Below are 24,241 nucleotides of genomic sequence, written 5' to 3'. Positions count from 1 at the left end.
CACCGGGCCGACAGGTCAGGTCCGGGCCACGACGTTCAACGGCTCGTCGCCCGCGACCAAGGCCTCGACCTGACGCCTCACGAGCGCCGCGAGCCGCGGGGTGGTCGCGTCGGTCAGCCCACCCACGTGCGGCGTGAGGACGAGATGCGGTGCACGCCACAGGGGATGCTCCGGTGGCAAGGGCTCTGGGTCGGTCACGTCCAGCGCCGCACGCAGCCGGCCGCTGCCCAGCTCGACGAGGAGCGCCGCCGTGTCGACGACCTTGCCCCTGGCAACGTTGACCAGCAGGGCGCCGTCGGGCAGCGCCGCCAGGAAGCGGGCGTCCACGAGGTGCGTCGTCTGCGGGGTCAACGGCACGACGACCACCACCACGTCCACCGTGGGGAGCAGCCCCGGCAGGTCGTCGACGGCGTGCACCGGCCCGTCGGGTGACGTCCGGGCCGTCCGCGCGACCCGCACCACGTCGACCTCGAACGCCGCGAGCCGCCGCCCGATCGCCGACCCGATCGAGCCGTGCCCCAGGACCATGACCCTCCTGTCGGCCAGCGACCGACGGAGCACAGGAGACCAACGCCCCTCGGGCATGGCGCGGACCGCATCGTCGATGCCCCGCTGCGAGGCGAGCACCAACCCCACCGCGAGCTCGGCCGTGCCGGCGTCGTGCACGCCACGGCCGTTGCACAGCGTCACCCCGGCGGGCAGGTGCGCCAACGCGTGCTCGAAGCCCGCGCTGGGCAGCTGGACCACCCGCAGGCTCGGCAGACCGTGCAGCGCACGCAGCCCGGTCGCGTCCACCAGGTAGTTGGGCACCACCACCACGTCCACCTCCGCGGGGTCCGTGCCGCACGGCAGCGCGGACCGCAGGTCCCACTGCACGACCCGGACCGACGCGGGCCCCCACCCGTCGCGCACGACGGCGTCGATCAGCTCGGGGTGGGCGAGGGTCACCGTCAGCACCGGACCATCCTCCCGCGTCAGCCGCTCGCCGCGAGCGCTGCGCCGATCGCCCCGAGTCCTGCCAGCCACGCCGTGGCGAGCACGGTGCGGACCATCCAGGACCAGGGCCCCACGGCTGGCGACGCCGGACGAACCACTGCCGGACCGACCGCGACCAGGACCGGCGCCAGGCCCGCGATCACCCACGGCGTCGCCCCCCGCCCCACCCAGCCCAGGACCCAGACCATGGCGACGCCGGTCACGGCCAGGGCCGTCCGACGCCACGCCAGGACGGTGCGCTCGACCTGAAGCCCAGGATCTGCGGCCAGGGGATGTCCGGGCCGGGTGACCTCCCCCGGTGATCGACTCACCGTGCCTCGAGCCCGGCGTGCACCGCCAGGACGATCGCGAGGAGAACGACGCACCCGACCAGCACGGGCAGAAGGAGCGGCGCAGGCAGGGGTCGGCCCAGCCGCAGAGCGCGCTCGGTCCGCCGCCACGACGCCAGGGCCCCGACCGCGACCACCCCGCCGAGCAGGCACAGCCCCGCCGCGACCAGGTCCAGGAACGAGCCGAGCGCTGCCACGGAGGCGAGCGAGGTCAGCGCCAGGCCACCGGCGACCAGCGCCAGACCCGTGCGGACCCAGGCCAGGGCGGTCCGCTCGTTGGCCATGCTGAACCTCGGGTCCGGCTCGCTCCCGACGGCGTAGACGGCACGCGGCCGTCGTCGGGGACCGTCCTGCCGCGGCGCCCCGTCGGGACCGTGGTCACCGGCCCCGCCCCCCGAGCCCGCAGGCTCTGTCACGGCGCGGGCGGGCGGGTCGCCTCGACGGCGGCGTGGCTCGCTCGGAAGTCGTCCTCCAGGACACCCATGACGATGTCGTCGCACCAGAAGTCACCGTCACGGTGGCTCTCGCGCAGTCGCCCCTCGACCACGAAGCCGTGTCCCTCGTAGAGCATGCGCGCGCGCGGGTTGATGCTCAGCACGTTCAGGGAGACCCGGTGCAGACCCAGCCCCTCGGGCGGTTCGCCGAAGGCGTACCCGAGCACCAGCGAGATCGCCTCACCGCCCAGACCGCGCCCCCGATGACGCGGGCGCAGGACGAGCCGCAGGTTGGCGCGTGCCGAGTGGTGGTCCAGCTCGTTCAGGACGATCTCCCCGAGGTACTCGTCGGAGTCGTGGGTGATCGCCAGGTCGATCCGGTCAGCACGGTCGCCGACCGTGGCGCACCACCGGTCGATCTCCTCGCGGGAGAAGGTCGTGGTGGTGCCGTGCAGCCGCATGCCCTCACGATCACTGACGAGATCCCACATCCCGTCGGCGTCGTCGGCACGGACCGGCCGCAGCACGACCAGCTCTCCGGTGAGTGTGGGCTTGTCCATGGAACTCCTTCTCCGGGCGAGCTGGTCGCCGGCGAGCCTGTGGGGTCAGTCCTGAGCGATGCGCTCCAGCACCAGCTCACGCACGCGACCCGCATCGGCCTGGCCCCGTGTGGCCTTCATCACCGCACCGATGATCGCGCCGACCGGTCCGAGGTTGCCACCCCGGACCTTGGCGGCGATGTCAGGCTGAGCGGCGAGCGCCTCGTCGACCGCGGCCAGGAGAGCGCCGTCGTCGGAGACCACCTCCAGGCCGCGCGAGGCGACCACCTCGGCCGGAGAGCCCTCACCGGCCAGGACACCCGCCAGAACCTGCCTGGCGAGCTTGTCGTTGATGCGACCGGAGTCCACGAGTCGCTGGAGCTCACCGATCTGCTCGGGGGTCACCGGCAGCTCGGCCAGCTCCACGCCCTCGGTGTTGGCGGTGCGGGCCAGCTCGCCCATCCACCACTTGCGGGCGGCCGTGGCGGCCGCACCCGCCACGATCGTCGCCTCGATGAGCTCGACGGCACCGGCGTTGACCACGTCACGCATCTCGGCGTCCGCGTAGCCCCACTCTGCCTGCAGCCGCCGCCGCCGGATCGGCGGGGACTCGGGCAGGGTCGCACGGATCTCCTCGACCCACTCCCGGCTCGGCGCGACCGGGACGAGGTCGGGCTCGGGGAAGTAGCGGTAGTCCTCGGCGTCGGACTTGACCCGGCCCGACGTCGTGGTCCCGGTGTCCTCGTGCCAGTGACGGGTCTCCTGGATCACCGTGCCCCCGGCGTCGAGCACCGCGGCCTGCCGAGACACCTCGTAGCGCACCGCGCGCTCGATGGAACGGAAGCTGTTGACGTTCTTGGTCTCGGTCCGGGTGCCCAGAGGCGACTCGGGGGTCGCCCGCAGCGAGAGGTTGACGTCGGCACGGACGTTGCCCCGCTCCATGCGTGCCTCGGAGACGTCCAGGGCACGGAAGATGTCACGCAACGCCTGGACGTAGGCGCGGGCGACCTCGGGTGCACGGTCGCCGAGGCCGGTGATCGGCCGCGTGACGATCTCCACCAGCGGGATCCCGGCCCGGTTGTAGTCGACCAGCGAGTACTCCGCGCCGTGGATGCGACCGGTCGCCCCACCCACGTGGGTGTTCTTCCCGGCGTCCTCCTCCATGTGGGCCCGCTCGATCTCGACGCGGACCACGGTGCCGTCCTCGAGGTCCACGTCGAGGTAGCCGTCGAAGGCGATGGGCTCGTCGTACTGGGAGGTCTGGAAGTTCTTCGGGACGTCGGGGTAGAAGTAGTTCTTCCGGGCGAACCGGCAGACCTCGGCGATCTGGCAGTTCAGTGCCAACCCGATCTTGATGGCCGACTCGACGGCCGTCCGGTTGAGCACCGGCAGCGCCCCGGGCAGCCCGAGGGAGACCGGGGTCACCTGGGTGTTGGGCTCGGCCCCGAACTCGGTCGGTGCCGAGCAGAACATCTTGCTGCGGGTCCCGAGCTCGACGTGCACCTCGATGCCGATGACCGGGTCGAAGCGGGCCACCGCCTCGTCGTAGTCCACCAGGGTCGTGGTCGCGGTGCTCATCGGGGGGTCCCCTCGGTCTGGAGCGCATGGGTCGGTTCGTGCCCGGCCACCAGCTCGGGTGCACGGTCGAGCAACGGGCCGCCCCACTGCTTCTCGAGCAGCGCCTCGAGTGCTGCACCCACCCGGTAGAGGCGGTCGTCGGCACGGGCCGGCGCCAGGATCTGGAAGCCGACCGGGAGGCCGTCGTCGGACACGCCGTTGGGCACCGACATCCCGGGGATCCCGGCGAGGTTGGCCGGGATCGTGGCGATGTCGTTGAGGTACATCGCGATCGGGTCGTCGAGCTTCTCACCCAACCGGAAGGCCGTGGTGGGGGCCGTGGGCGAGACCAGGACGTCGACCTGCTCGAACGCGGCAGCGAAGTCCTGCTGGATCAACGTCCGGACCTTCTGCGCGCTGCCGTAGTAGGCGTCGTAGTAGCCCGCCGACAGCGCGTAGGTCCCCAGGATGATCCGGCGCTTGACCTCGTCGCCGAAGCCCTGCCCGCGCGTGGCGCCCATGACCCGCTCGGCGGTGATGCTGCCCTCGGTGGGCACCACCCGCAGGCCGAAGCGCATGCCGTCGAACTTCGCGAGGTTGCTCGAGGCCTCGCTCGGCAGGATGAGGTAGTACGCCGCCAGGGCGTAGTCGAAGTGCGGGCACGAGACGTGCACGACCTCCGCACCGGCCGCGGCCAGCAGCGCGATCGACTCGTCGAACCGCGCGCGCACACCCTCCTGGTAGCCCTCGCCGTTGAGCTCGTCGACGATGCCGACACGCACACCGGTCAGGTCGCCCCCCTGGCCCGCACGTGCCGCGGCGACCAGGTCGGGCAACGGGTCGGTCAGCGAGGTCGAGTCGCGCGGGTCGTGCCCGCCGATCACCTCGTGGAGCAGCGCCGAGTCCAGCACCGTCCTGGTCACCGGCCCCGCCTGGTCCAGGCTCGAGGCCAGGGCGATCAACCCGTAGCGCGACACCCCGCCGTAGGTCGGCTTGACCCCGACCGTCCCGGTCACGGCACCCGGCTGACGGATCGAGCCACCCGTGTCGGTGCCGATCGCGAGCGGGGCCTGGAAGGAGGCGACGGCAGCGGCGCTGCCCCCACCCGAGCCCCCCGGGATCCGATCCAGGTCCCACGGGTTGTGGGTGTTGCCGTAGGCCGAGTGCTCGGTCGAGGAGCCCATCGCGAACTCGTCCATGTTGGTCTTGCCCAGGATCGGCATGCCCGCGGCGCGGAGCCGCTCGACCAGGGTCGCGTCGTAGGGCGGGACCCAGCCCTCGAGGATCTTCGAGCCCGCGGTCGTCGGCAGACCCTTGGTCACCACGACGTCCTTCACGGCGATCGGCACGCCGGCCAGCGGGTGCAGGTCCTCGCCGGCGGCACGACGTGCGTCCACGTCGCGCGCGGTCGCCAGGGCGTCGTCGGCCGAGACGTGCAGGAAAGCGTGGACGGCGCCGTCGACCGCGGCGATCCGGTCCAGGTGCGCCTGGGTGACCTCGACGCTGGTGACCTCCCCGGCCCGCAGGGCGGCGGCGAGGTCGGCCGCGCTCCGACGGGTCAGGTCGCCGGTGCGCCCGGCGGCCGGGGTCTGGGCGGTCATCAGTCCTCCTCGAGGATCTGCGGGACGAGGAACCGACCACCCGCGGCAGCCGGGGCGCCGGCGAGCACGTCCTGCACCGGGAGCGGCTCGGTCGGCACGTCCTCGCGGTACACGTTGGTCAGCGGCATGGGGTGACTGGTCGCCGGCACGTCGGCCGTCGCGATCTCGCTGACCTTCGCGACGGACTCGACGATCACGTCGAGCTCACCCGCCAGACGGTTCAGCTCGGACTCGGTGAGGTCGATCCGGGCCAGGGCGGCCAGGCGCGCGACCTCCTCGCGGGAGATGGTGGACATGGCCGCGAGTCTAGTGGGCGCCTCACACGTGGGCCGCGAGGCACCGGCTCACCCCTGGGGCGACGCTCCCACGGCGTGCTCGACCAGGGCGAGCAGCGCCCCCGCGTAGGCGTCAGCCGCCGAGCTCGCGGTGAACGTCCGCTCCGGGCCCTGCGTGGTGCGCACCCTGACCGCGTACCGGCGGCCCGCACCGTCGTCCGCCCCGTCCTGCACGCCCAACGAGACGAAGGTGCCGCCCAGCAGCTCGCGGAGCTGGTCCTCCCGGGGCAACCACAGCGCGTCCTCCTTGTCGACCGAGTCCAGCGCCCACTCGGTGGTGCCGTTGAACCCCAGCACCGTGCCGGTGGGGTACTCGTGGGCCTCGATGGTCATCTCGCTGAGGGTGAAGACCTCGCCGTCGAGCTCGGGCTGGGGGATCACGAACCGGTCCCCCGCGGCAGGCCGCCATCGCAGGCCTGCCTCACGCAGTCGGGTCGCGAGATGGGTGGAGATCATCCCCCCAGTGTCCGCGACCGGTGACCCGGGGGCCATCCAGGGCGACGATCATCCCCTCAGCACGGTCTCAGGTCCGGTGTGCCTCGGGCCCTGGCGGACCGTCGGGCGCGTCGGTCCGGTGCTCACCGGCCATCGGTCGCTCGCGGTAGTGGTAGCGCGACACCTCGACCAGCCCGAGGCTCGCGTACAACGACCGGGCTGCGGTGTTCGACTCCTCGACCTGCAGGAACACGCGGTCGGCGCCCAGCTCCCGCGCGGCGTCGAACGCTGCGAGGCTCAGCCACCGGGCGACCCCACGGCGCCGGGCGTGCGGGACGACGGTCATGCAGGCCAGCCCTGCCCATCGGCCCGCACGCGCGACCCGGGCCACTCCCACCAGGTCCGCATCGACCCACGCGCCGAGGTAGACGCCCGGGGCACCTCCGAGGAGCCGCCGTGCGAGGTCGAGCTGGTCCGAGGGCCGTCGTGCCTGCGCCGGGACCGGCCCCGGGCCGGTCTTGACCGCGAGCCAGGTGCGCAGCCAGCGGTCGTCAGGTCTGTCGGCCACCTCGAGGCGTGGAGCCAGCCCGGACGCAGGTCCGCGGTCCAGCACCTCGTCCACGCCCACGCCGAGCACCCGGGTGGGCGCGACGAGGGCGTAGCCCCGCCGCGCGAGACTCCGGTCCAGGTCGACGGGTCGGGTGGCCGGACACACCCGGTAGACCGCCGGCAGACCCCGGGCCCGGTACAACGCCTCGACCACGGTCAGGGCCTGGTCGACGTCGCGCGGCTCGGCCGAGGCGACGACGCTGTTGCCCCGCCGCGTGAACCCTCCCGAGATCCCGACCCGCCACCCCCCGACCTCGGCCACCTCGAGCGGAGGCCAGGTCGCGACCTCGTCGTCGACCGACGGCGCACCCGGGCCGGAGCGGAGCTCGATCGAGTAGCCGAGCATCTCGTGCTCCCCGACCGTCCAGTCGAGGTCCGGCGCCCGGTCGAAGCCGATGCGCTCGTACATGCGCTGAGCCGCACGCATCGTCGTCATGGTGGACAGGACGACCCGCAGCGCCGAGGTGGCCCGTCCTTCGTGCACCGCGGCGCGGGTCAGGGCCTCACCCACGCCACGGCCCCGCGCGGCCGGGTCGACCGCGAGCATCCGCAGCTCGAGCTCGTCCGGTCGCGCGACCTCGGCGTACGTCGAGCCGTACGCCGTCAGCGTGATGGTGCCCAGCAACCGCTCGCCCTCGACGGCCACCAGGACCACCGCGGCTCCGGCTCGGCCGGCCGCGTCGTGCAGCTCGTCGAGGTACTCGTGCCCCGGGCTGATGAGGTCGTCGGCCAGGTAGGCGTGGGCCGTCAGGTCACCGACCCGGTCGAGGTCCTCCGGTCGAGCCCGCCGGATCTCGAGGGTCACGTCCCGTCCGGCGTCACGGCGAGGCCGTCGGGGCCGCGTTCGAGCAGCCGGGTGAAGCCCGCCTCGTCCAGGATCCGCAGGCCCAGCTCGACCGCCTTGTCGTGCTTGGATCCGGCGTTCTCCCCCACCACGACGAAGTCGGTCTTCTTGGAGACGCTGCCGGCGGCCTTGCCGCCACGCACGATGATCGCCTCCTTGGCGCCGTCCCGGGAGTAGCCGTCGAGCGAGCCCGTCACGACGACCGTGAGGCCCTCGAGCGTGCGGCTGATCGAGGTGTCACGCTCGTCGGCCATCCGCACACCGGCCTGCGCCCACCGGTCGACGACCTGCGCGTGCCAGTCCTCGCTGAACCAGTCGACGATCGACTCCGCGATCGTCGGGCCCACGCCGTCCACGGAGGACAGCTCGACCACCGCCGCCTCACGGTCGAGGAGGGTGCCGCGCAGCTCGGCCATGGCACCGAAGTGCTGGGCGAGCGCACGCGCAGCGGTAGGCCCCACGTTCCGGATGCTCAACGCCACGAGCACCCTCCACAGCGGCTTGTCCTTGGCCAGGTCCAGCTCGTCCAGCAGCGTGCGGGCGGCCTCGGACGGTTGCCAGTCGCGCAGCACGCGACCCTCCTGCAGGGCCTTCTCCCGCACCGCCTTCGGGTACGTGACGCGCCGACGGAACGGGGTCCGGCGCCGGACCACACCGTCCTCGTCGGCGCGCGGCTCGCCCGTCTCGGGGTCACGCACGATCACCTCGACCTCGGCGAGGCGTTCCAGGCTCGCCTCCCGCACCGCGTCCTTGGCCTCCTGCGGATCGTCCGCCGCGTACCCGACGAGGTCGAACAGGTAGGCCTCGTTGGGGACCGGTGGTGCCTCGGGCACCTCCGGTTCGGTGAGCGCAGCTGCGGTGACCTCGCCGAGCGCCTCGATGTCGAGCGCGCCCCGTGACCCGATGTGCTCGACCCTCCCGCGCACCTGCGCGGGACAGGTCCGGGCGTTCGGACAGCGCAGGTCGACCTCACCGGCCCGCATCGCGCGCAGGGTCGCGCCGCAGTCCGGGCACTGCGTCGGCATCTCCCAGTCCTGACGTGGGTAGCCGTCCTCCGACAGCGCCGCGACCGGCCCGACGATCTCGGGGATGACGTCGCCCGCCTTGCGCAGCACCACGACGTCACCGATGCGCACGCCCTTGGCGCGCACGACGTCCTGGTTGTGCAGCGTGGCCATCGTCACGGTGGAGCCGGCCACCTTGACCGGCTCCATCACCGCGTACGGTGTCACGCGGCCGGTACGACCCACGTTGACGCGGATCTCGAGGAGCCGTGTGTTGACCTCCTCGGGCGGGTACTTGTAGGCCACCGCCCAGCGCGGTGACCGGCTCGTGGCGCCGAGCCGGCGCTGGAGGGCCGTCTCGTCGACCTTGATCACGATCCCGTCGATCTCGTGCTCGACGTCGTGCCGGTGCTCACCGAAGTGGTCGATCATCGCCTGCACCTCGGAGAGGTCGGCCAGGACCCTGGTGTGCGACGAGACGGGCAGCCCCCACGCCGCGAGCAGCCGGTAGGTCTCCGACTGCCGCGCGGTGGCAGCGTCGTGACCGGACCACCGCAGCGCCCCCACGCCGTGGCAGTACATGCGCAACGGGCGGGACGCGGTGACCCGCGGGTCCTTCTGGCGCAAGGAGCCGGCCGCAGCGTTGCGCGGGTTGGCGAAGGGAGCCTTCCCCGCCGCGACCTGCGCGGCGTTGAGCGCCGTGAAGCCCTCGATCGGGAGGAAGACCTCACCGCGCACCTCGATCAGCTCGGGGTGGTCCTCGCCCGCCAGGACGTGCGGGATGCCGGTGATGGTCCGGACGTTGAGCGTGACGTCCTCGCCGGTACGCCCGTCGCCGCGCGTCGCCGCCCGCACGAGCCGTCCGCGCTCGTAGAGCAGGGCGATGGCCAGGCCGTCGATCTTCAGCTCGCACAGGTAGTGCAGGCCCTGCGCCGCGACGTCGAGGTCCCGCCGGACCCGTTCGGCCCATGCGGTGACGTCCTGCGCCGAGAACGCGTTGTCCAGGCTCAGCATGCGCTCGACGTGGTCGACGGCCTCGAAGTCGGTCGAGAAGGTCCCGCCGACCAGCTGGGTGGGCGACTGGGGGGTTCGCAGGCCGTAGCGCTCGTAGTGGTCCTCGAGGGCGCTGAGCCGACGCAGCAGGGCGTCGTACTCGGCGTCGCTCACCCGAGGGGCGTCGCGCACGTAGTAGGCGAACTGGTGGTCGCGGACCTCCTCGGCGAGCATCGACCAGCGGTGACGCGCCGCGTCCTCGTCGAGATCACGGTCTGCCGGGTCCAGGGGTGCCTCGCTCACCGGGACATCATGACGCCTCGCGCCGACACCGCGCCTGCCCGGTCGTGCGGTCGGGACCCCGGGGTCAGGCGTGGGCTCGTTCGGCGATCTCTGCGGCGACCCGCACCGCGGTGGCCAGGGCCGTATGCACCTGCTGCGGGGTGCTCAGCACCAGGTCACCACCGGCGACGCTGCTCGAGGCCTCGACGTGGACGACCACGTCGTCCAGCGCCGCGGCGGGCATCCCGACGGTCCGCCACGGGCGGGTCACCAACGAGGCGAACCGGCCGACGTCCGTGCGCTTCCCGTGCGGCTCGCGAGGCAGCCCGAACCACATCCGCCGGCCACCCTCGACCACCTCGGCAACCTGCTCCCACTGCGGGCCCCGGACCGAGGCCACTGCGAGGCCGATCGCATCGGCACCGCTGTCCACCAGGGCGCGCAGCGACCGCGAGGCGAACCGGGACCCCCCGTGTGCCACGACGGTGACCGCACCACCTGCCCGCGCGGCCGCGACGACCTCCGCGAGTCCCGCGGCGACGACCTCGCGCGGGGCGGCAGCGATCCTCCCGTGGCCCGAGAACGTCGCGATCGTGCCGCCCAGCACGTCGGGCAGCATGGGTTCGCGCAGGACGACGGTGATCTGCGCGCCAGGCACCGCCCCACGCACCGAGTCCAGCAGACCCTGGAGGCCGTCCGCGAGCGAACCGGTGAGCTCCCGCACGGCGCCGACGTCGCTCAGCACCCGATCACCACGGGCCAGGTAGAGCACCGCGGCGAGCGTCCAGGGCCCGCGCAGCGTGACGACCAGCGGCCCGGTGTAGCCGTGGCCGGCGACGGCCAGGGACTCGAGGTCCTCGCGCAGGAGCGCCCGGCTGCGGCTCAGGTCCATGCCGGGACGGTCGGCGAGCTGCCAGCCGTGCGGCCCCTGCTCGACGGGCATCTCGGTGAGCAGGGCGGCCGTACGACCCACCGTCTCGGCTCCCGGACCACGACCCGGCAGCTGGACCACGGCCGGCAGGCCCACCACGCCCTCGGGAACCGCCGACAGCTCGCCCAGCATCCGTGACTGCGCGTCCAGGACGTCACGGCCCGGCCAGGGGCCGAGCAGGCTGACACCGGTCATGCGGGGCTCACCGGGACGACGCCGTGAGCGTCGCCTGGCCCAGGACCCGCGTCCCGTCGTACAGGACGACGGACTGCCCCGGGGCGACCCCACGCAGACCCTCGTCGAGACGGACCTCGACCCCCGAGGTCGGACCCTGCGCACCGCTCACCGCACGGGCGTGAGCCGGGACGGGCGTGCCGTGAGCCCGCACCTGGACCGAGCAGCCGAACCACCCCTCGTCGCTGCTCACCACCGGGACGAACCACACCGCACGGTCGGCCTGCAGAGCCGTGACGGTCAGCAGCTCGGCCGCGCCGACCACGACGGTGTTGGTCGCCGGCCTCACGTCGAGCACGTAGCGCGGTCGGCCGTCGGGTGCGGGGCGCCCCAGGGCCAGGCCCTTGCGCTGACCGACCGTGTACGCGTACGCGCCGTCGTGCGCCCCCACGACGGTGCCCTCGGTGTCGACGACGTCGCCGGGCCGGGTCCCGAGACGCTCACGCAGGAAGCCCTGGGTGTCCCCGTCCGCGACGAAGCAGATGTCGTACGAGTCGGGCTTGTCCGAGACACCGAGCCCACGCGCGGCGGCCTCGGCCCTGACCTCGTCCTTGGAGGGCGCCTCGCCCAGCGGGAACATCGCCCGGGCCAGCCTGTCCGGGCCCATCACGGCGAGCACGTAGGACTGGTCCTTGGCCGAGTCGTTGGCCCGGTGCAGCTCGCGACGCACCCCGCCCCGGACCTCGCCGGGACCGGCGGTCGAGGAGCCGTCGACCTGAGCTCCGGTCTCGATCCGCGCGTAGTGGCCGGTGCAGACCGCGTCGAACCCGAGGGCGACGCCCTTGTCGAGCAGGGCCTCGAACTTGATGTGCTCGTTGCACCTCACGCACGGGTTCGGGGTTCGTCCGGCGGCGTACTCGGACAGGAAGTCCGCGACGACGGTCTCCTCGAACCGGTCCGAGAGGTCCCACACGTAGTACGGGATCCCCAGGACGTCGGCGGCGCGTCGCGCGTCACCAGCGTCCTCGATCGAGCAGCACCCTCGCGACCCGGTACGGAACTCGTCCCGGTTGCGCGACAGTGCCATGTGGACGCCGACGACGTCGTGCCCCGCGTCGACCGCCCGGGCGGCTGCCACGGCGGAGTCCACGCCCCCCGAGAGGGCAGCCAGAACACGCATGCGCTCAGGGTACGGCCCGGCAGACGCTGGGACGGTCACCTCTCAGCGGACACCGGACAGACCCGCTGCCCGCGCCCTGTCCACGACCTCCGGGAGCACCTCCAGCACAGCCGCGACGTCCTGGTCTCCTGAGGCTCGGCCCAGCGAGAACCGCAGCGCCCCGCGCGCGTCGAGCGGTTCGACCCCCATGGCCAGCAGCACGTGCGAGGGCTGGGGAACACCTGCGCGGCAGGCTGAGCCGGTCGAGCACTGCACACCGCGCGAGTCGAGCAGGTACAGCAGCGAGTCACCCTCGCAGCCGTTGAAGGTCAGGTGCGCGTTCGCGGGCAGCCGGGCGGCGGTCCGGCCGTCCTCCGGCGTAGCGCCGAGCACCTCGGGGCCTCGCAGGACCGCACCCTCGACGCGCTCCCTGATGCCCTGGACCAGGCGGTCGCGCAGGACCGCCAACCTCACCGACTCGGTCGGCTGGAGGTCCACCGCCTCCTCGAGCGCGACCGCGAAGGCACGGACCGAGGGCACGTCCAGGGTCCCCGACCGCACGCCGCGCTCCTGGCCACCGCCGTGCAGCACGGGGGTGAGGTCGAGCCCACGACGCGCCAGCAGCGCGCCGACACCCACCGGCCCACCCACCTTGTGGGCCGAGACGGTCATCGCGTCCAGACCGCTCGCGGCGAAGTCGACCGGTAGCTGGCCCACGGCCTGCACGGCGTCGCAGTGCACCGGGACACCGTGGGCCCGTGCGAGCGCGACGACCTGCTCGACCGGCTGCACCGTCCCTACCTCGTTGTTCGCCCACATCACGCTCAGCAGGGCGACCTCGTCGCCGTGCTCGTCGAGCTCGGCCGAGAGCGCGTCGAGGTCCAGCCGGCCGCAACCGTCGACCGGCAGCAGCACGACCTCGGCACCCTCGCCCCCGAGCCAGACCGCGGGGTCGAGCACCGCGTGGTGCTCGCCCCCCGAGACCAGGACCCGACGTCGACGCGGGTCAGCGGCGCTCCGCGCCCAGAACAGGCCCTTGACCGCGAGGTTGTCCGCCTCCGTGCCCCCCGAGGTCAGCACCACCTCGCTGGGCCGTGCCCCGAGCCGAGCGGCGACGACCTCTCGCGACTCCTCGACCACCCGTCGTGCGGCTCGTCCGGCCCCGTGCAACGACGAGGCGTTCCCGGTGCGACCGAGCTCGGCGACCATCGCCTCCAGGGCACGTCGACCCATGGGTGTGGTTGCCGCGTGGTCGAGATATGACGTCACAGCGCAGGAGTCTACGAAGGTGCTGGCAGAATCCCTGCCGTGACGTCAGTCGAGCAGGCCAGCCCGCACGCCTTCGGCGGATCCCGTCTGGGCTGGGCGGACCTGCCCCGCGCGGTCCGGGCCCGCATCGCCGACATCGCCGGTGCCGAGGTGATCTCGGAGACCGGCGCGACGAACGGCTTCAGCCCGGGGTACGCGGCCGTGCTCGAGCTCGGCGACGGCACCCGGGTGTTCGTCAAGGCGGTCTCGCCCGAGCAGAACCCCGACTCGCCCAACCTCGCGCGTTCCGAGATCAGGGTCGCCGAGCGGCTGCCCGACGGCGTGCCGGCCCCCCGGCTGCTGTGGTCCGACGACGACGGTGCGTGGGTCCTTCTCGGGTTCGAGGCGGTCGAGGGCCGCTCTCCCGAGCGTCCCTGGCGGGGCCAGGACCTGGACCGGGTGCTCGAGGCCCTGGTCGACCTCGCCGAGGCCGGCAGCCCGTCCCCACCCGGCCTGCGAGCCCTCAGCCGCACCCTCTCGGACAGCTTCGCCGGGTGGCGACGTCTCGCCGACGCGCCGGCCGACCTCGAGCGGGCGGTCGCGGCGGTCGGCGAGCACGGTGGCTGGATGCTCGAGCACCTCGACGACCTGGTCACCTGGGCGGAGGGTGGGGCTCTGGCCGCTGCCGGGGACACGCTCGTCCACGGGGACCTGCGCGGTGACAACGTGCTGCTCGGGCCTCGGCACGTCTGGCTGATCGACTGGCCGCACGCCTGCGGCCACGGGGTCGCCTGGTACGACCTGCTGGCCATGCTGCCCAGCGTCGCGATGCAGGGCGGGGGCGATCCGCACGAGATCTTCTGGAAGCACCCCAACGCCCACGGCGCCGACCGCGAGTCCGTGCGTGCGGTCCTCGCGGGCGTGACCTCCTTCTTCGTGCACGGCTCGGTCCAGCCGCCCCCGCAGGGGATCCCCAACCTGCGGACGTTCCAGCTCGCGCAGGGCATGGCGGCACTCGACTGGCTCCGTCGGTTCTGACGGCTCGTCGAGCGGGCGACCCCAGGTCACGCCGCGGCGTGAGCGGGCGACGACGCCAGCTCGCCGGTCAGCCCCGCAGGCGACGGATCTCTGCGGCAGCCTGCGGCAGCACGGTGAACAGGTCACCGACGATCCCGTAGTCGGCGATCTCGAAGATGGGCGACTCAGGATCGGAGTTGACCGCCACGATGGTGCCCGAGGACTGCATCCCCCCGCGGTGGTGCACCGCCCCCGAGACCCCTGCCCCCACGTAGAGCCGTGGGGAGACGGTCACCCCGGTCTGGCCGATCTGCGCCTCGTGACCGATCCACCCCTCATCGGTGGCGACCCGGGTCGCGCCGACCGCGGCCCCCAGCGCGTCGGCGAGATCCTCGACCGCGCTGAAGTCACCGTTGGTGCCACGACCACCGACCACGACCGCCTGCGCCTCACCGAGCTCGGGGCGCCCGGACGCCGCTCGCTCGACCCTCTCGACCAGGGTGACGTCGGGACCGGCCTGCGTCGGCACCGCGGGGTGCTCGACGACGTCCGGGCGAGCGGCGCCGTCGACGGCGAGGGCCGGGACGGCGTTGGGCTTGACGGCGACGACCGCGCGGTCGGTCGTCACCTCCCCGCGCAACGTCCACGTGCCGGCGAACGCCGCCTGCGTCGTGACCAGGCGGCCCTCGACACGCTCGACCCCCGCGGCGTCGACCACCAGCGCGGCCTGGGTGGCCAGCGCGACGCGCGCAGCGATCTCCTTGTTCTCGAAGGTCGAGGAGAGCAGCACCACCTGCGCCCCCGTGCGCTCGACGACAGCGGCGACCGTGCCGGCGACCGTCGGGACGAGGCCGCGGGCGTCAGCGGGCGCCCGGTGCACCGTGGACGCCCCGTGCGCTGCGAGGGTGTCCAGCACGGGCTCGACGCCGTCACCGATCCACAGCGCCTCGGCCCGCCCGATCGAGCGCGCCAGGGTCAGGAGCTCGAGCACCGGGGGTCGGACCGTCCCACCGGTGTGGTCGACGAGGACGAGGATGGTGCTGTCCGCCGGGGCGGTCGAGATCGTCATGAGGTCTCCAGTTCGGACGGGCGGTCAGACGAGGCGGTTCTCGACGAGGTACGCGGCGAGCTGCACGCCCGCCTCGCCGTCGTCGGTGACGAGCACGCGGTTCTCCCGCGGCGGACGCGGCGTGGCCTCGACCACACGGGTGCGTGCGCCGGCGGCGCCGACCCGCTGCGGGTCCACCCCGAGGTTGTCGAGGGACCAGGTCGTCACCGGCTTCTTGCGAGCCGCCATGATCCCCTTGAAGTTGGGGTAGCGGGGCTGGTTCGACTGGTCGGTGACGCTGACCAGCGCGGGCAGCGGGGCCTCGAGCACCTCGGTCGCGTGGTCGAGCTCGCGCCGCACCCGCACGCTCCCCTCGGTGACCGTGAGCTCGGCCGCCAGCGTGAGCTGGGCGATGCCGAGCTCGGCGGCCACGAGGGTCGGCACGACCGACATCAGACCGTCCAGGGCCGCCATGCCGGTGATCACGAGGTCGACCGGTTCCTGCCCTGCGAGCGCCCGCAGGGCTGCGGCGAGCACGGCCGCCGTGCCGAACGCATCCGATCCGGCGATCGCGTCGTCCAGGACGTGGACGGCGTGGTCGGCCCCCATCTGCAGGCCACGGCGCACGGCGTCCTCGGCGTCCTGAGGACCCACCGTCAGCACCGTGACCTCACCGCCGAGCTCCTCGGCGACCGCGAGAGCGGCTTCGACGGCGTTCTCGTCGAGCTCGTTGAGGGTCCCGTCCCCCTGGGTGCGGTCGACCCAGCCCTGCTCGGTGAAGGCCCGCTCGGCCTGCAGGTCCGGAACGTGCTTGACGCACACCACGATTCTCATCAGGACGTCTCTCTCTCCTCGGCAGCCGCCGTCGGGCGAAGGTTACCCGTCCGCGCGCGGCGGGCACGACGTGACCGGGTTCACCCGCAGATCACCCGCTCTACGGGGGTGCGTGCACCTTCGTGCACGAGACGTGGTCCAGACTGGTTGCTCGTGACCGCCACACCCCGCGCACCCCACCGCCTCGGCGTCCACCTGGTCGACGGCGGCGCGGACGTCGCTGTGCTCGCGTCCCATGCGGAGGCCGTCGAGCTGTGCCTGCTCGACCGCGACCCCACCTCGCAGGACGGCTGGTCCGAGCGTCGCATCCCCCTGGGCGGACCGTCCTTCGGTGTGTGGCACGCCTTCGTCCCCGGCCTGCACGCGGGCCAACGGTACGGCTTCCGCGCGCACGGACTCTGGGACCCCCGGCAGGGCACGCGCTACAACCCTCACAAGCTGCTCCTGGACCCCTACGCGCGGGGCGTGGAGGGCGAGGTCGTGCTGGGGCAGGAGGCCCACGGGCACCGTCTCGACGCCGAGGGCAGGGTCCTGGGCGACTCGCCCGAGCCTGACACCAGCGACTCACGCGCCCATGTGCCGCACGGCGTCGTCATCGACGACCGCTTCGACGCCCCCGCGGTCGACCGGCCCGACGTGCCGTGGTCGCAGACCGTGATCTACGAGGCCCACGTGCGAGGGCTGACGCAGCGCCTGCCCGGCGTGCCCGAGCACCTGCGAGGCACCTACGCCGGGCTCGCCCACCCCGCGACGATCGATCACCTGCGGTCGCTGGGCGTCACCAGTCTCGAGCTGCTGCCCTTCCACGCCTCGGCGAGCGAGCCTCACCTGGTGCGACGCGGCCTGGTCAACTACTGGGGCTACAACACGCTCGGCTTCTTCGCCCCGCACGCGGCGTACGCCACCGAGCAGGCTCGCCGCGACGGGGCGCAGGCCGTCCTGGCCGAGGTCAAGGGCATGGTCCGGCTGCTGCACGCGGCAGGGATCGAGGTGATCCTCGACGTCGTCTACAACCACACCTGCGAGGGGGGCACCGACGGACCCCACCTGAGCTGGCGCGGGCTGGACAGCACGGTCTACTACCTGCACGACGGCAGCTCGCCGGCCCGGTTCGCCGATGTCACGGGCTGCGGGAACACGCTCGACTTCCGCCGGCCACGGGTGGTGCAGATGGCGTTGGACTCGCTGCGCTACTGGGCGCAGGAGGTCGGCATCGACGGTTTCCGCTTCGACCTCGCGGTGACCCTCGGGCGTGGCAACGGCGGCTTCGACCAGGACCACCCCTTCCTGGTCGCGCTGCGCTGCGACCCCGTCCTGGGCGACCGCAAGCTGATCGCCGAGCCGTGGGACGTCGGGCCCGGCGGGTGGCAGACCGGCTCCTTCCCCCCGCCCATGGCCGAGTGGAACGACCGGTTCCGCAACGCGGTCCGCACCTTCTGGCTCACCGACCCTGCCGAGGCGGCCCACGGCCGCGCAGGGCACGGCGTCCGTGAGCTCGCGACCCGCCTGGCCGGCTCGGCGGACCTCTTCGGTCACGGCGACCCGCCGCTGATGCGGGGACCGGGGGCCTCGGTCAACTACGTGACGGCGCACGACGGGTTCACCCTCGCCGACCTCGTGGCCTACGAGCACAAGCACAACGAGGCCAACGGTGAGCAGAACCGGGACGGGACCAACGACAACCGGTCCTGGAACCACGGCATCGAGGGGCCCGTGGCCGCGACGTCCGTCGGGATGGAGATCCTGCCGCTGCGCCGCCGCTCGATCCGGAACCTGCTCGGGACGCTCCTGCTCGCGGCCGGCACGCCGATGATCACGGCGGGGGACGAGATCGGGCGCACGCAGCTCGGCAACAACAACGCGTACTGCCAGGACAGCGACCTCTCCTGGCTCCAGTGGGACCTCTCGCCGTGGCGCGAGGACCTGCTCGCCACGACCACCCACCTGCTCAGGCTGCGTCGCGAGCACCCCGCGCTGCGGGCCACGCACTTCTACCGCGGACGCCCCCGGACCCCTGCGGCCGGGCACGCGGGCGAGCCCGTCGCCCAGTGCCCCGACCTCGACTGGCGCACGGCCGAGGGCGCCGAGCTCGACCACGGTCTGTGGCACGACCCCGGTGTCCGGACCCTCCAGATGATCCGGACCGCGCGCGACGGGTCGGCGGTGCTGCTGGTGATCAACGGAGCACTGGACACCGTCGACGTGGTGGTCGCGGGCGGTCCGGGCGGTGGCTGGGAGCTCGTCTGGGACAGCACGTGGGAGAACCCGGCCGACCGTGCCGCGCTGGCCACCAGCAACGGCAACGGCAACGGGACGCACCCTGCGGTGGGCTCGTCCGTGACCGTCGACCCGCTCTCGCTGCGGGTCTACGTCAACCGGTGAGCCCCCGACCACAGGCCGGCGGGACCGTGTCCAGGTGCCGTCCTGGCCCTGGGGTCGGTAGGTTCGGACAGTGACGCAGACGCCCTCCACCCCGCCGCGCCCTCCGACCGCCACCACCGGGGCACCGACCAGCCACCCCGCCCCGACCGGATCCACCCGGCACGAACCCGTGCCCTCCCTGCCCGGCCCACGTCCCTCCGGGCTCGGACGCATCCCTGTCGTCGGCGTCGGTCCCGTCGTGGAGTGCGGTCGCTGGCCCGCGAAGGCCGTCGTCGGCGAGGCGGTACCCGTCCTGGCGACGGTCTTCCGCGAGGGTCACGACGCCGTGGCGGCCACTGCCGTCCTGGTCGCCCCCGACGGGACCGATCACACGGTCGTCCGTATGGACGTGGTCAACGCAGGGCTCGACAGCCACCGGGCAGACCTGATCCCCGACTCGACCGGGACCTGGGGCCTGCGCGTCGAGGGCTGGTCCGACCCGTACGGCACGTGGAGCCACGACGCGGCGATCAAGGTCGAGGCCGGGGTGGACGTCGAGCTGATGCTGGCCGAGGGCGCGCTGCTGCTGGGCCGTGCCGCGGCCCGCGAGGGCCTGCCGGCCGAGGTCGCCAGGGTGCTGACCGACGCCGCCGCCGGGCTCGAGGACACCCACCGGACCCCCCAGGACCGGCTGACCGCTGGACTCTCCGGGGAGGTCCGGGCGGCACTGCTCGACCACCCGGTGCGTGAGCACGTCTCGCCCTCGCAGACCTATCCGCTGGTGGTCGAGCGCGAGCTGGCGCTGGTCGGCTCCTGGTACGAGTTCTTCCCCCGCTCGGAGGGGGCGACCTTCGACGAGGCGACCGGTCGATGGACCTCGGGCACCCTGCGCACCGCCGCCGAGCGCCTGCCTGGCATCGCCGAGATGGGCTTCGACGTGGTCTACCTCACGCCGATCCACCCGATCGGCTCGACCCATCGCAAGGGGCGGAACAACTCCTTGAAGACCGAGCCCGGAGACCCGGGCTCGCCCTACGCGATCGGTTCTGCCGACGGCGGGCACGACGCGATCCACCCCGAGCTGGGGACCTTCGAGGACTTCGACGCGTTCGTGGCGCGGGCCCGTGACCTCGGCCTCGAGGTCGCCCTGGACGTCGCGCTGCAGTGCTCGCCCGACCACCCCTGGGTGACCGAGCACCCGGAGTGGTTCACCACCCGCATCGACGGGACGATCGCCTACGCCGAGAACCCGCCCAAGAAGTACCAGGACATCTACCCCCTGAACTTCGACAACGACCCCGAGGGCATCTACCTCGAGATGCGGCGCATGCTGCAGGTCTGGATCGACCACGGCGTCACCGCGTTCCGCGTCGACAACCCCCACACCAAGCCACTGACCTTCTGGGAGCGGATCCTGGCCGACGTCGCCGCGTCCCACCCCGACGTGATCTTCCTCTCCGAGGCGTTCACCCGTCCCGCGATGATGCACACCCTGGCGAAGATCGGCTTCCACCAGTCGTACAGCTACTTCACCTGGCGGAACACCAAGAAGGAGCTCGCCACGTACTTCGCCGAGATCTCGGGCGAGGCTGCGGCGTACATGCGACCCAGCCTGTGGCCCACCACCCACGACATCCTCACGCCGTACATGCAGTCCGGCGGCGCCGCTGCGTTCGCGATCCGTGCGGTGCTCGCTGCGACCGGCGCTCCGACCTGGGGCATCTACTCGGGCTACGAGCTCGTCGAGGACGTGCCGCGACCCGGCGCCGAGGAGCAGATCGACAACGAGAAGTACGAGTTCCGGCCCCGTGACTGGTCGCTGGCACCCCAGATCGGCATCTCGACCCTGCTCACCCGGCTCAACGCGATCCGCCGCGAGCACCCGGCCCTGCAGCGCCTGCGGGGTCTGACGGTCCACCCGACCACCGACGACTCCCTCCTGTGCTACTCGCGACGGGTGACCTCGTCCCAGACGGTCGACGGCCGTGAGGACACCGTGATCGTGGTGGTGAGCACCGACCCGCACCACACCCGGGACGGGGTCGTGCACCTCGACCTCGAGGCGCTCGGCATCACGGCCCCGGTGGATCCTGACGCCCCCGCCCTCGCCGCGCACGACCTGCTCTCCGGAGCGGTCTACGCGTGGGGTGCGCACCCCTACGTGCGTCTCGACCCCCAGGTCCAGTGCGCCCACATCATCCACGTGAGGACCCTGTGACCACCCACCGTCCCTCGCACGAGCCGACCGTCCTGGGTCAGCACCCGCCGGACCCCTCGCGCGCACTCCCCCCACGACCCGACCCCATGGCCCTTCTGCCGTCGCCGGTGGTGGGCGGTGGTCTCAGCGACGACCCGGACTGGTACAAGACCGCTGTCTTCTACGAGGTGATGCTCCGGTGCTTCGCGGACTCGACCGGAGCCGGGTCCGGTGACCTGCGGGGCCTGATCGAGCGGCTCGACTACCTGCAGTGGCTGGGTGTCGACTGCCTCTGGCTCCCGCCGTTCTTCCCCTCGCCGTTGCGCGACGGCGGGTACGACGTCTCGGACTACACCGCCATCGCCCCGCAGTACGGGACGGTCAACGACTTCGCCGAGCTCATCGAGGAGGCCCACGCCCGCGGCATCCGCCTGGTGATCGACCTGGTGATGAACCACACCAGTGACGCGCACCCGTGGTTCCAGGCCTCACGCTCGGACCCGGAGGGCCCGTACGGCGACTTCTACGTGTGGAGCGACGACAACACGCGCTACGAGGACGCGCGGATCATCTTCGTGGACACCGAGACCTCGAACTGGACCTTCGACCCGGTGCGCCGGCAGTACTTCTGGCACCGCTTCTTCTCCCACCAGCCCGACCTGAACTTCGAGAACCCTCAGGTCCGCGACGCGATGATGGACGTCGCGCGGTTCTGGCTGCGGCTCGGCGTGGACGGCTTCCGCCTCGACGCCGTGCCGTACCTGTTCGAGGAGGAGGGCACCAACTGCGAGAACCTGCCGCGTACCCACGAGCTGCTGCGCAGCATGCGCGAGATGGTCGACACGGAGTTCCCGGGCCGCATCATGCTGGCCGAGGCCAACCAGTGGCCCGAGGACGTCGCGCCGTACTTCGGCACGGCCGAGCAGCCCGAGTGCCACATGTGCTTCCACTTCCCGGTCATGCCGCGGATCTACTACGCGGTCAAGGACCAGCGGGCCAACCAGATCCTCGACATCCTGGCTGACACCCCGGAGATCCCGCTCGGCGCGCAGTGGAGCACCTTCCTGCGCAACCACGACGAGCTCACGCTCGAGATGGTCTCGACCGAGGAGCGTGCGTCGATGTACGGGTGGTTCGCGCCCGACCCGCGGATGCGCGCCAACGTGGGGATCCGGCGTCGGCTCGCACCGCTGCTCGACAACTCACGCGCGGAGATCGAGCTCGCCCACGCGCTCCTGCTCTCCCTGCCGGGCAGCCCCTGCCTGTACTACGGCGACGAGATCGGGATGGGCGACAACATCTGGCTGCCCGACCGTGACTCGGTGCGCACCCCGATGCAGTGGACCCCGGACCGCAACGCCGGCTTCTCGACCGCCGACCCCGGCAAGCTGTACCTGCCACTGGTCCAGTCGCTGGTGAGCCACTACAACAACGTCAACGTCGAGGCCCAGCTCGCCCAGCCGACCTCGCTCCTGCACTGGGTCCACGGGATGCTGGCGGTCCGCCGCCGCCACCCGGTCTTCGGGTCGGGTGAGTTCGTGGCCCTGCGCGCCGACAACGACGCCGTGCTCGCCTACCTGCGACGCTCGCCCGAGGAGACCGTGCTGTGCGTGGCGAACCTCGCCTCGACACCGCGCTCGGCGACGATCCAGCTGCCCGACAACGCCGGCGACCAGGTGCACGACGTCTTCGGCGGAGCGGCGTTCCCCTCGGTGAGCAGCAACGGCGAGCTTGTGGTCACACTGGGCTCACGGGACTTCTTCTGGCTGACGGTGACCTCGGCCTGACCCACCGGCACGTCCGACGGTCTCCCAGCCCGCGATCGAACCCCACCGGAGGTGCGCATGAGCCCAGCGCGGAGCACGACCGACTCCCCCGTCCAGGCCGAGCCGCTCGCGGTGGAGCCGGGACCAGGTGGTGACCCGGTGCTCGAGCTCCTGCGGGGGTGGCTGCCCGGGCAACGGTGGTTCCCTGCCAAGGGGACCCACGTCGCGCTCTCGGGTCGGGCCCTGGTCCGCCTGACCGATCCTCTCGGTGAGGCGGAGGTGCAGGTCCACCTGCTCCGGCTGTCCACCGGTGCGGTGCTGCAGGTGCCGGTCACGGTCCGTCCGGCGCCCGCCGAGCCGGGGCCCGCGCAGATCGGGCTCCTGCCGGCCTCGCCCGGTGACGCTGGCGCGGCCTCGGCGCAACCGCTGGCACTGATGGACGGGTGCCTGGACGAGGCCTTCCTGCGCGCATGGCTGAGTGCGGCCGAGCAGGCCGACCCCGACGCTCCCGCCCTTCAGGGTGAGGCGCTCGAGGGTGCGCTGCGGGGCATGCGGCTGATCTCCGGCGAGCAGTCCAACACCTCGGTGATGCTGCCGGGCACACCCGTGCCGTCGATCCTCAAGGTCTTCCGCGGCCTGAGCACCGGGCCGAACCCCGACGTGGTGGTGCCTCTGGCCCTCAGCGGGACCGGCTGGACGGGAGTGCCCCGACCGCTTGCCTGGCTCACCGCGACCTGGGACCTGCCGGCATCCACCGGCGGGGGCACCGACCGCACCCTCACCCACCTGGGAGTGCTCAGCGAGCTCGTCATGGGCGCTCGGGACGGTTTCGAGCTCGCGTGCGAGCTCGCCGGTCAGGGCCGGTCCTTCGCCGCTCTCGCCGAGGACCTCGGTCGTACCACCGCCCAGATGCACCGGGCCCTGGCCTCCGCGCTCCCGACCTCGGCGCCTGACGGCAGCCCTGCCCAGCCGCGCTCGGGCAGCGGCACCGTGGTCGGCACCCTGCGGCACCGCGCGGCCGAGGCCGTCGCCGCCGCGCCCGAGCTCGTCGAGCGGGCTGCAGGGGTCGAGCGGGTGCTCGCGGCCGTCGAGCACCTCGGGGACCTGCCACCGCTCCAGCGGGTGCACGGCGACTACCACCTGGGCCAGGTGCTGCGGTCGCCCGACCGCGGATGGGTCGTCCTCGACTTCGAGGGTGAGCCGCAGGCGACGGAGGCTGAGCGGAACCGGCCCGACCTCGCGCTGCGCGACCTCGCCGGGATGCTCAGGTCCATGGACTACGCCGCCGAGATCGGTGGGGCGGCCGACCCGCGATGGGCCGCCGAGGCCCGCAGCGCGCTGGTCGACGGCTATCGCGCCGAGACCGGATCTCCCGCCCAGGGCAGCACGGCCGACGGGGTCCAGCAGACCTTGCTGCGCGCCCTGGAGCTCGACAAGGCGCTGTACGAGGTGGTCTACGAGAGCCGGAACCGACCCGCCTGGCTGCACGTTCCGCTGGCCGGTGTCGACCGCCTTCTGGCCTTGCCCGGCTGACGCTCGGCAGTACTC

At 72.7% G+C, this 24,241-nt stretch carries 20 protein-coding genes; 5 read left to right on the top strand and 15 right to left on the bottom strand.

All coding sequences use genetic code 11. The annotated features are described in order from the left end of the window. Nucleotides 1-15: 15 nt before the first annotated feature. The 13 genes from M1R94_RS05685 to M1R94_RS05625 form a co-directional block, all read right to left on the bottom strand. Nucleotides 16-957, bottom strand: a complete 942-nt coding sequence (locus M1R94_RS05685; RefSeq protein ID WP_249380706.1) for an NAD(P)-dependent oxidoreductase — start codon at nucleotides 955-957, stop codon at nucleotides 16-18. Between the two features lie 17 nt (nucleotides 958-974). Then, complete coding sequence (locus M1R94_RS05680) at nucleotides 975-1,307, bottom strand: DUF202 domain-containing protein (protein WP_249380705.1); 333 nt, start codon at nucleotides 1,305-1,307, stop codon at nucleotides 975-977. Beyond that, nucleotides 1,304-1,609, bottom strand: coding sequence for a YidH family protein (locus M1R94_RS05675; RefSeq protein WP_249380704.1), 306 nt, complete (start codon nucleotides 1,607-1,609; stop codon nucleotides 1,304-1,306). The genes M1R94_RS05680 and M1R94_RS05675 overlap by 4 nt, the downstream gene beginning before the upstream one ends. Nucleotides 1,610-1,737: 128 nt before the next feature. After that, nucleotides 1,738-2,319 (bottom strand): GNAT family N-acetyltransferase, encoded by a 582-nt coding sequence (locus M1R94_RS05670; protein WP_249380703.1) that lies wholly within the window; start codon nucleotides 2,317-2,319, stop codon nucleotides 1,738-1,740. Nucleotides 2,320-2,364: 45 nt separating this feature from the next. Further along, nucleotides 2,365-3,876 (bottom strand): Asp-tRNA(Asn)/Glu-tRNA(Gln) amidotransferase subunit GatB, encoded by a 1,512-nt coding sequence (gene gatB / locus M1R94_RS05665; RefSeq protein WP_249380702.1) that lies wholly within the window; start codon nucleotides 3,874-3,876, stop codon nucleotides 2,365-2,367. Then, entirely contained in the window at nucleotides 3,873-5,456 is a 1,584-nt protein-coding gene (gene gatA, locus M1R94_RS05660) for an Asp-tRNA(Asn)/Glu-tRNA(Gln) amidotransferase subunit GatA (protein ID WP_249380701.1), read from the bottom strand. The genes gatB and gatA overlap by 4 nt, the downstream gene beginning before the upstream one ends. Continuing rightward, the gene (gene gatC, locus M1R94_RS05655; protein ID WP_249380700.1) at nucleotides 5,456-5,752 is read right to left on the bottom strand and encodes an Asp-tRNA(Asn)/Glu-tRNA(Gln) amidotransferase subunit GatC; all 297 of its coding nucleotides are present in this window, start codon (nucleotides 5,750-5,752) and stop codon (nucleotides 5,456-5,458) included. Before gatC ends, gatA begins: the two co-directional genes overlap by 1 nt. Nucleotides 5,753-5,800: 48 nt before the next feature. Continuing rightward, nucleotides 5,801-6,247: a pilus assembly protein CpaE gene (locus M1R94_RS05650; protein ID WP_249380699.1), complete on the bottom strand. Its 447-nt coding sequence runs from the start codon at nucleotides 6,245-6,247 to the stop codon at nucleotides 5,801-5,803. Between the two features lie 67 nt (nucleotides 6,248-6,314). Beyond that, complete coding sequence (locus M1R94_RS05645; RefSeq protein ID WP_249380698.1) at nucleotides 6,315-7,640, bottom strand: GNAT family N-acetyltransferase; 1,326 nt, start codon at nucleotides 7,638-7,640, stop codon at nucleotides 6,315-6,317. Further along, a complete protein-coding gene (gene ligA, locus M1R94_RS05640; protein WP_308199877.1) occupies nucleotides 7,637-9,979 on the bottom strand; it encodes an NAD-dependent DNA ligase LigA in 2,343 nt (780 codons plus the stop codon). The genes M1R94_RS05645 and ligA overlap by 4 nt, the downstream gene beginning before the upstream one ends. A gap of 64 nt (nucleotides 9,980-10,043) precedes the next feature. Then, nucleotides 10,044-11,084: a uroporphyrinogen decarboxylase/cobalamine-independent methonine synthase family protein gene (locus M1R94_RS05635; protein ID WP_249380697.1), complete on the bottom strand. Its 1,041-nt coding sequence runs from the start codon at nucleotides 11,082-11,084 to the stop codon at nucleotides 10,044-10,046. Nucleotides 11,085-11,091: 7 nt separating this feature from the next. Next, nucleotides 11,092-12,243 carry a tRNA 2-thiouridine(34) synthase MnmA gene (gene mnmA, locus M1R94_RS05630; protein ID WP_249380696.1) on the bottom strand — a complete coding sequence of 384 codons (1,152 nt, stop codon included), beginning with the start codon at nucleotides 12,241-12,243 and terminating at the stop codon, nucleotides 11,092-11,094. A 42-nt stretch (nucleotides 12,244-12,285) separates the two neighbouring features. Beyond that, nucleotides 12,286-13,491, bottom strand: a complete 1,206-nt coding sequence (locus M1R94_RS05625) for a cysteine desulfurase family protein (protein WP_249380695.1) — start codon at nucleotides 13,489-13,491, stop codon at nucleotides 12,286-12,288. A gap of 39 nt (nucleotides 13,492-13,530) precedes the next feature. Here M1R94_RS05625 and M1R94_RS05620 point away from each other — a divergent pair, with 39 nt between their 5' ends. Beyond that, the gene (locus tag M1R94_RS05620) at nucleotides 13,531-14,508 is read left to right on the top strand and encodes a phosphotransferase family protein (protein WP_249380694.1); all 978 of its coding nucleotides are present in this window, start codon (nucleotides 13,531-13,533) and stop codon (nucleotides 14,506-14,508) included. A gap of 67 nt (nucleotides 14,509-14,575) precedes the next feature. On the opposite strand, the gene M1R94_RS05615 is transcribed toward M1R94_RS05620, so the two are convergent. Together M1R94_RS05615 and M1R94_RS05610 are read right to left on the bottom strand one after the other, a co-directional pair. Then, complete coding sequence (locus M1R94_RS05615; protein WP_249380693.1) at nucleotides 14,576-15,556, bottom strand: electron transfer flavoprotein subunit alpha/FixB family protein; 981 nt, start codon at nucleotides 15,554-15,556, stop codon at nucleotides 14,576-14,578. Nucleotides 15,557-15,580: 24 nt separating this feature from the next. Beyond that, nucleotides 15,581-16,369 (bottom strand): electron transfer flavoprotein subunit beta/FixA family protein, encoded by a 789-nt coding sequence (locus tag M1R94_RS05610; RefSeq protein ID WP_249380692.1) that lies wholly within the window; start codon nucleotides 16,367-16,369, stop codon nucleotides 15,581-15,583. Nucleotides 16,370-16,522: 153 nt separating this feature from the next. Between M1R94_RS05610 and glgX the strand changes: the two genes are divergently transcribed. From glgX to M1R94_RS05590, 4 genes are all read left to right on the top strand, one after another. Further along, nucleotides 16,523-18,751, top strand: coding sequence for a glycogen debranching protein GlgX (glgX, locus tag M1R94_RS05605; protein WP_249380691.1), 2,229 nt, complete (start codon nucleotides 16,523-16,525; stop codon nucleotides 18,749-18,751). Nucleotides 18,752-18,821: 70 nt separating this feature from the next. Then, entirely contained in the window at nucleotides 18,822-20,948 is a 2,127-nt protein-coding gene (locus M1R94_RS05600; RefSeq protein ID WP_374109431.1) for an alpha-1,4-glucan--maltose-1-phosphate maltosyltransferase, read from the top strand. A gap of 86 nt (nucleotides 20,949-21,034) precedes the next feature. Then, nucleotides 21,035-22,714, top strand: a complete 1,680-nt coding sequence (gene treS / locus M1R94_RS05595; RefSeq protein WP_249380690.1) for a maltose alpha-D-glucosyltransferase — start codon at nucleotides 21,035-21,037, stop codon at nucleotides 22,712-22,714. Nucleotides 22,715-22,771: 57 nt separating this feature from the next. Then, nucleotides 22,772-24,226: a maltokinase N-terminal cap-like domain-containing protein gene (locus M1R94_RS05590; protein ID WP_249380689.1), complete on the top strand. Its 1,455-nt coding sequence runs from the start codon at nucleotides 22,772-22,774 to the stop codon at nucleotides 24,224-24,226. Nucleotides 24,227-24,241: the final 15 nt, after the last annotated feature.

Origin of the sequence: Actinotalea alkalitolerans, assembly GCF_023369855.1 — a bacterium.
Lineage (GTDB): Bacteria > Actinomycetota > Actinomycetes > Actinomycetales > Cellulomonadaceae > Actinotalea.
Note: the sequence above shows the minus strand (reverse complement) of the source record. Positions and strands in the feature narration are given on the sequence as shown.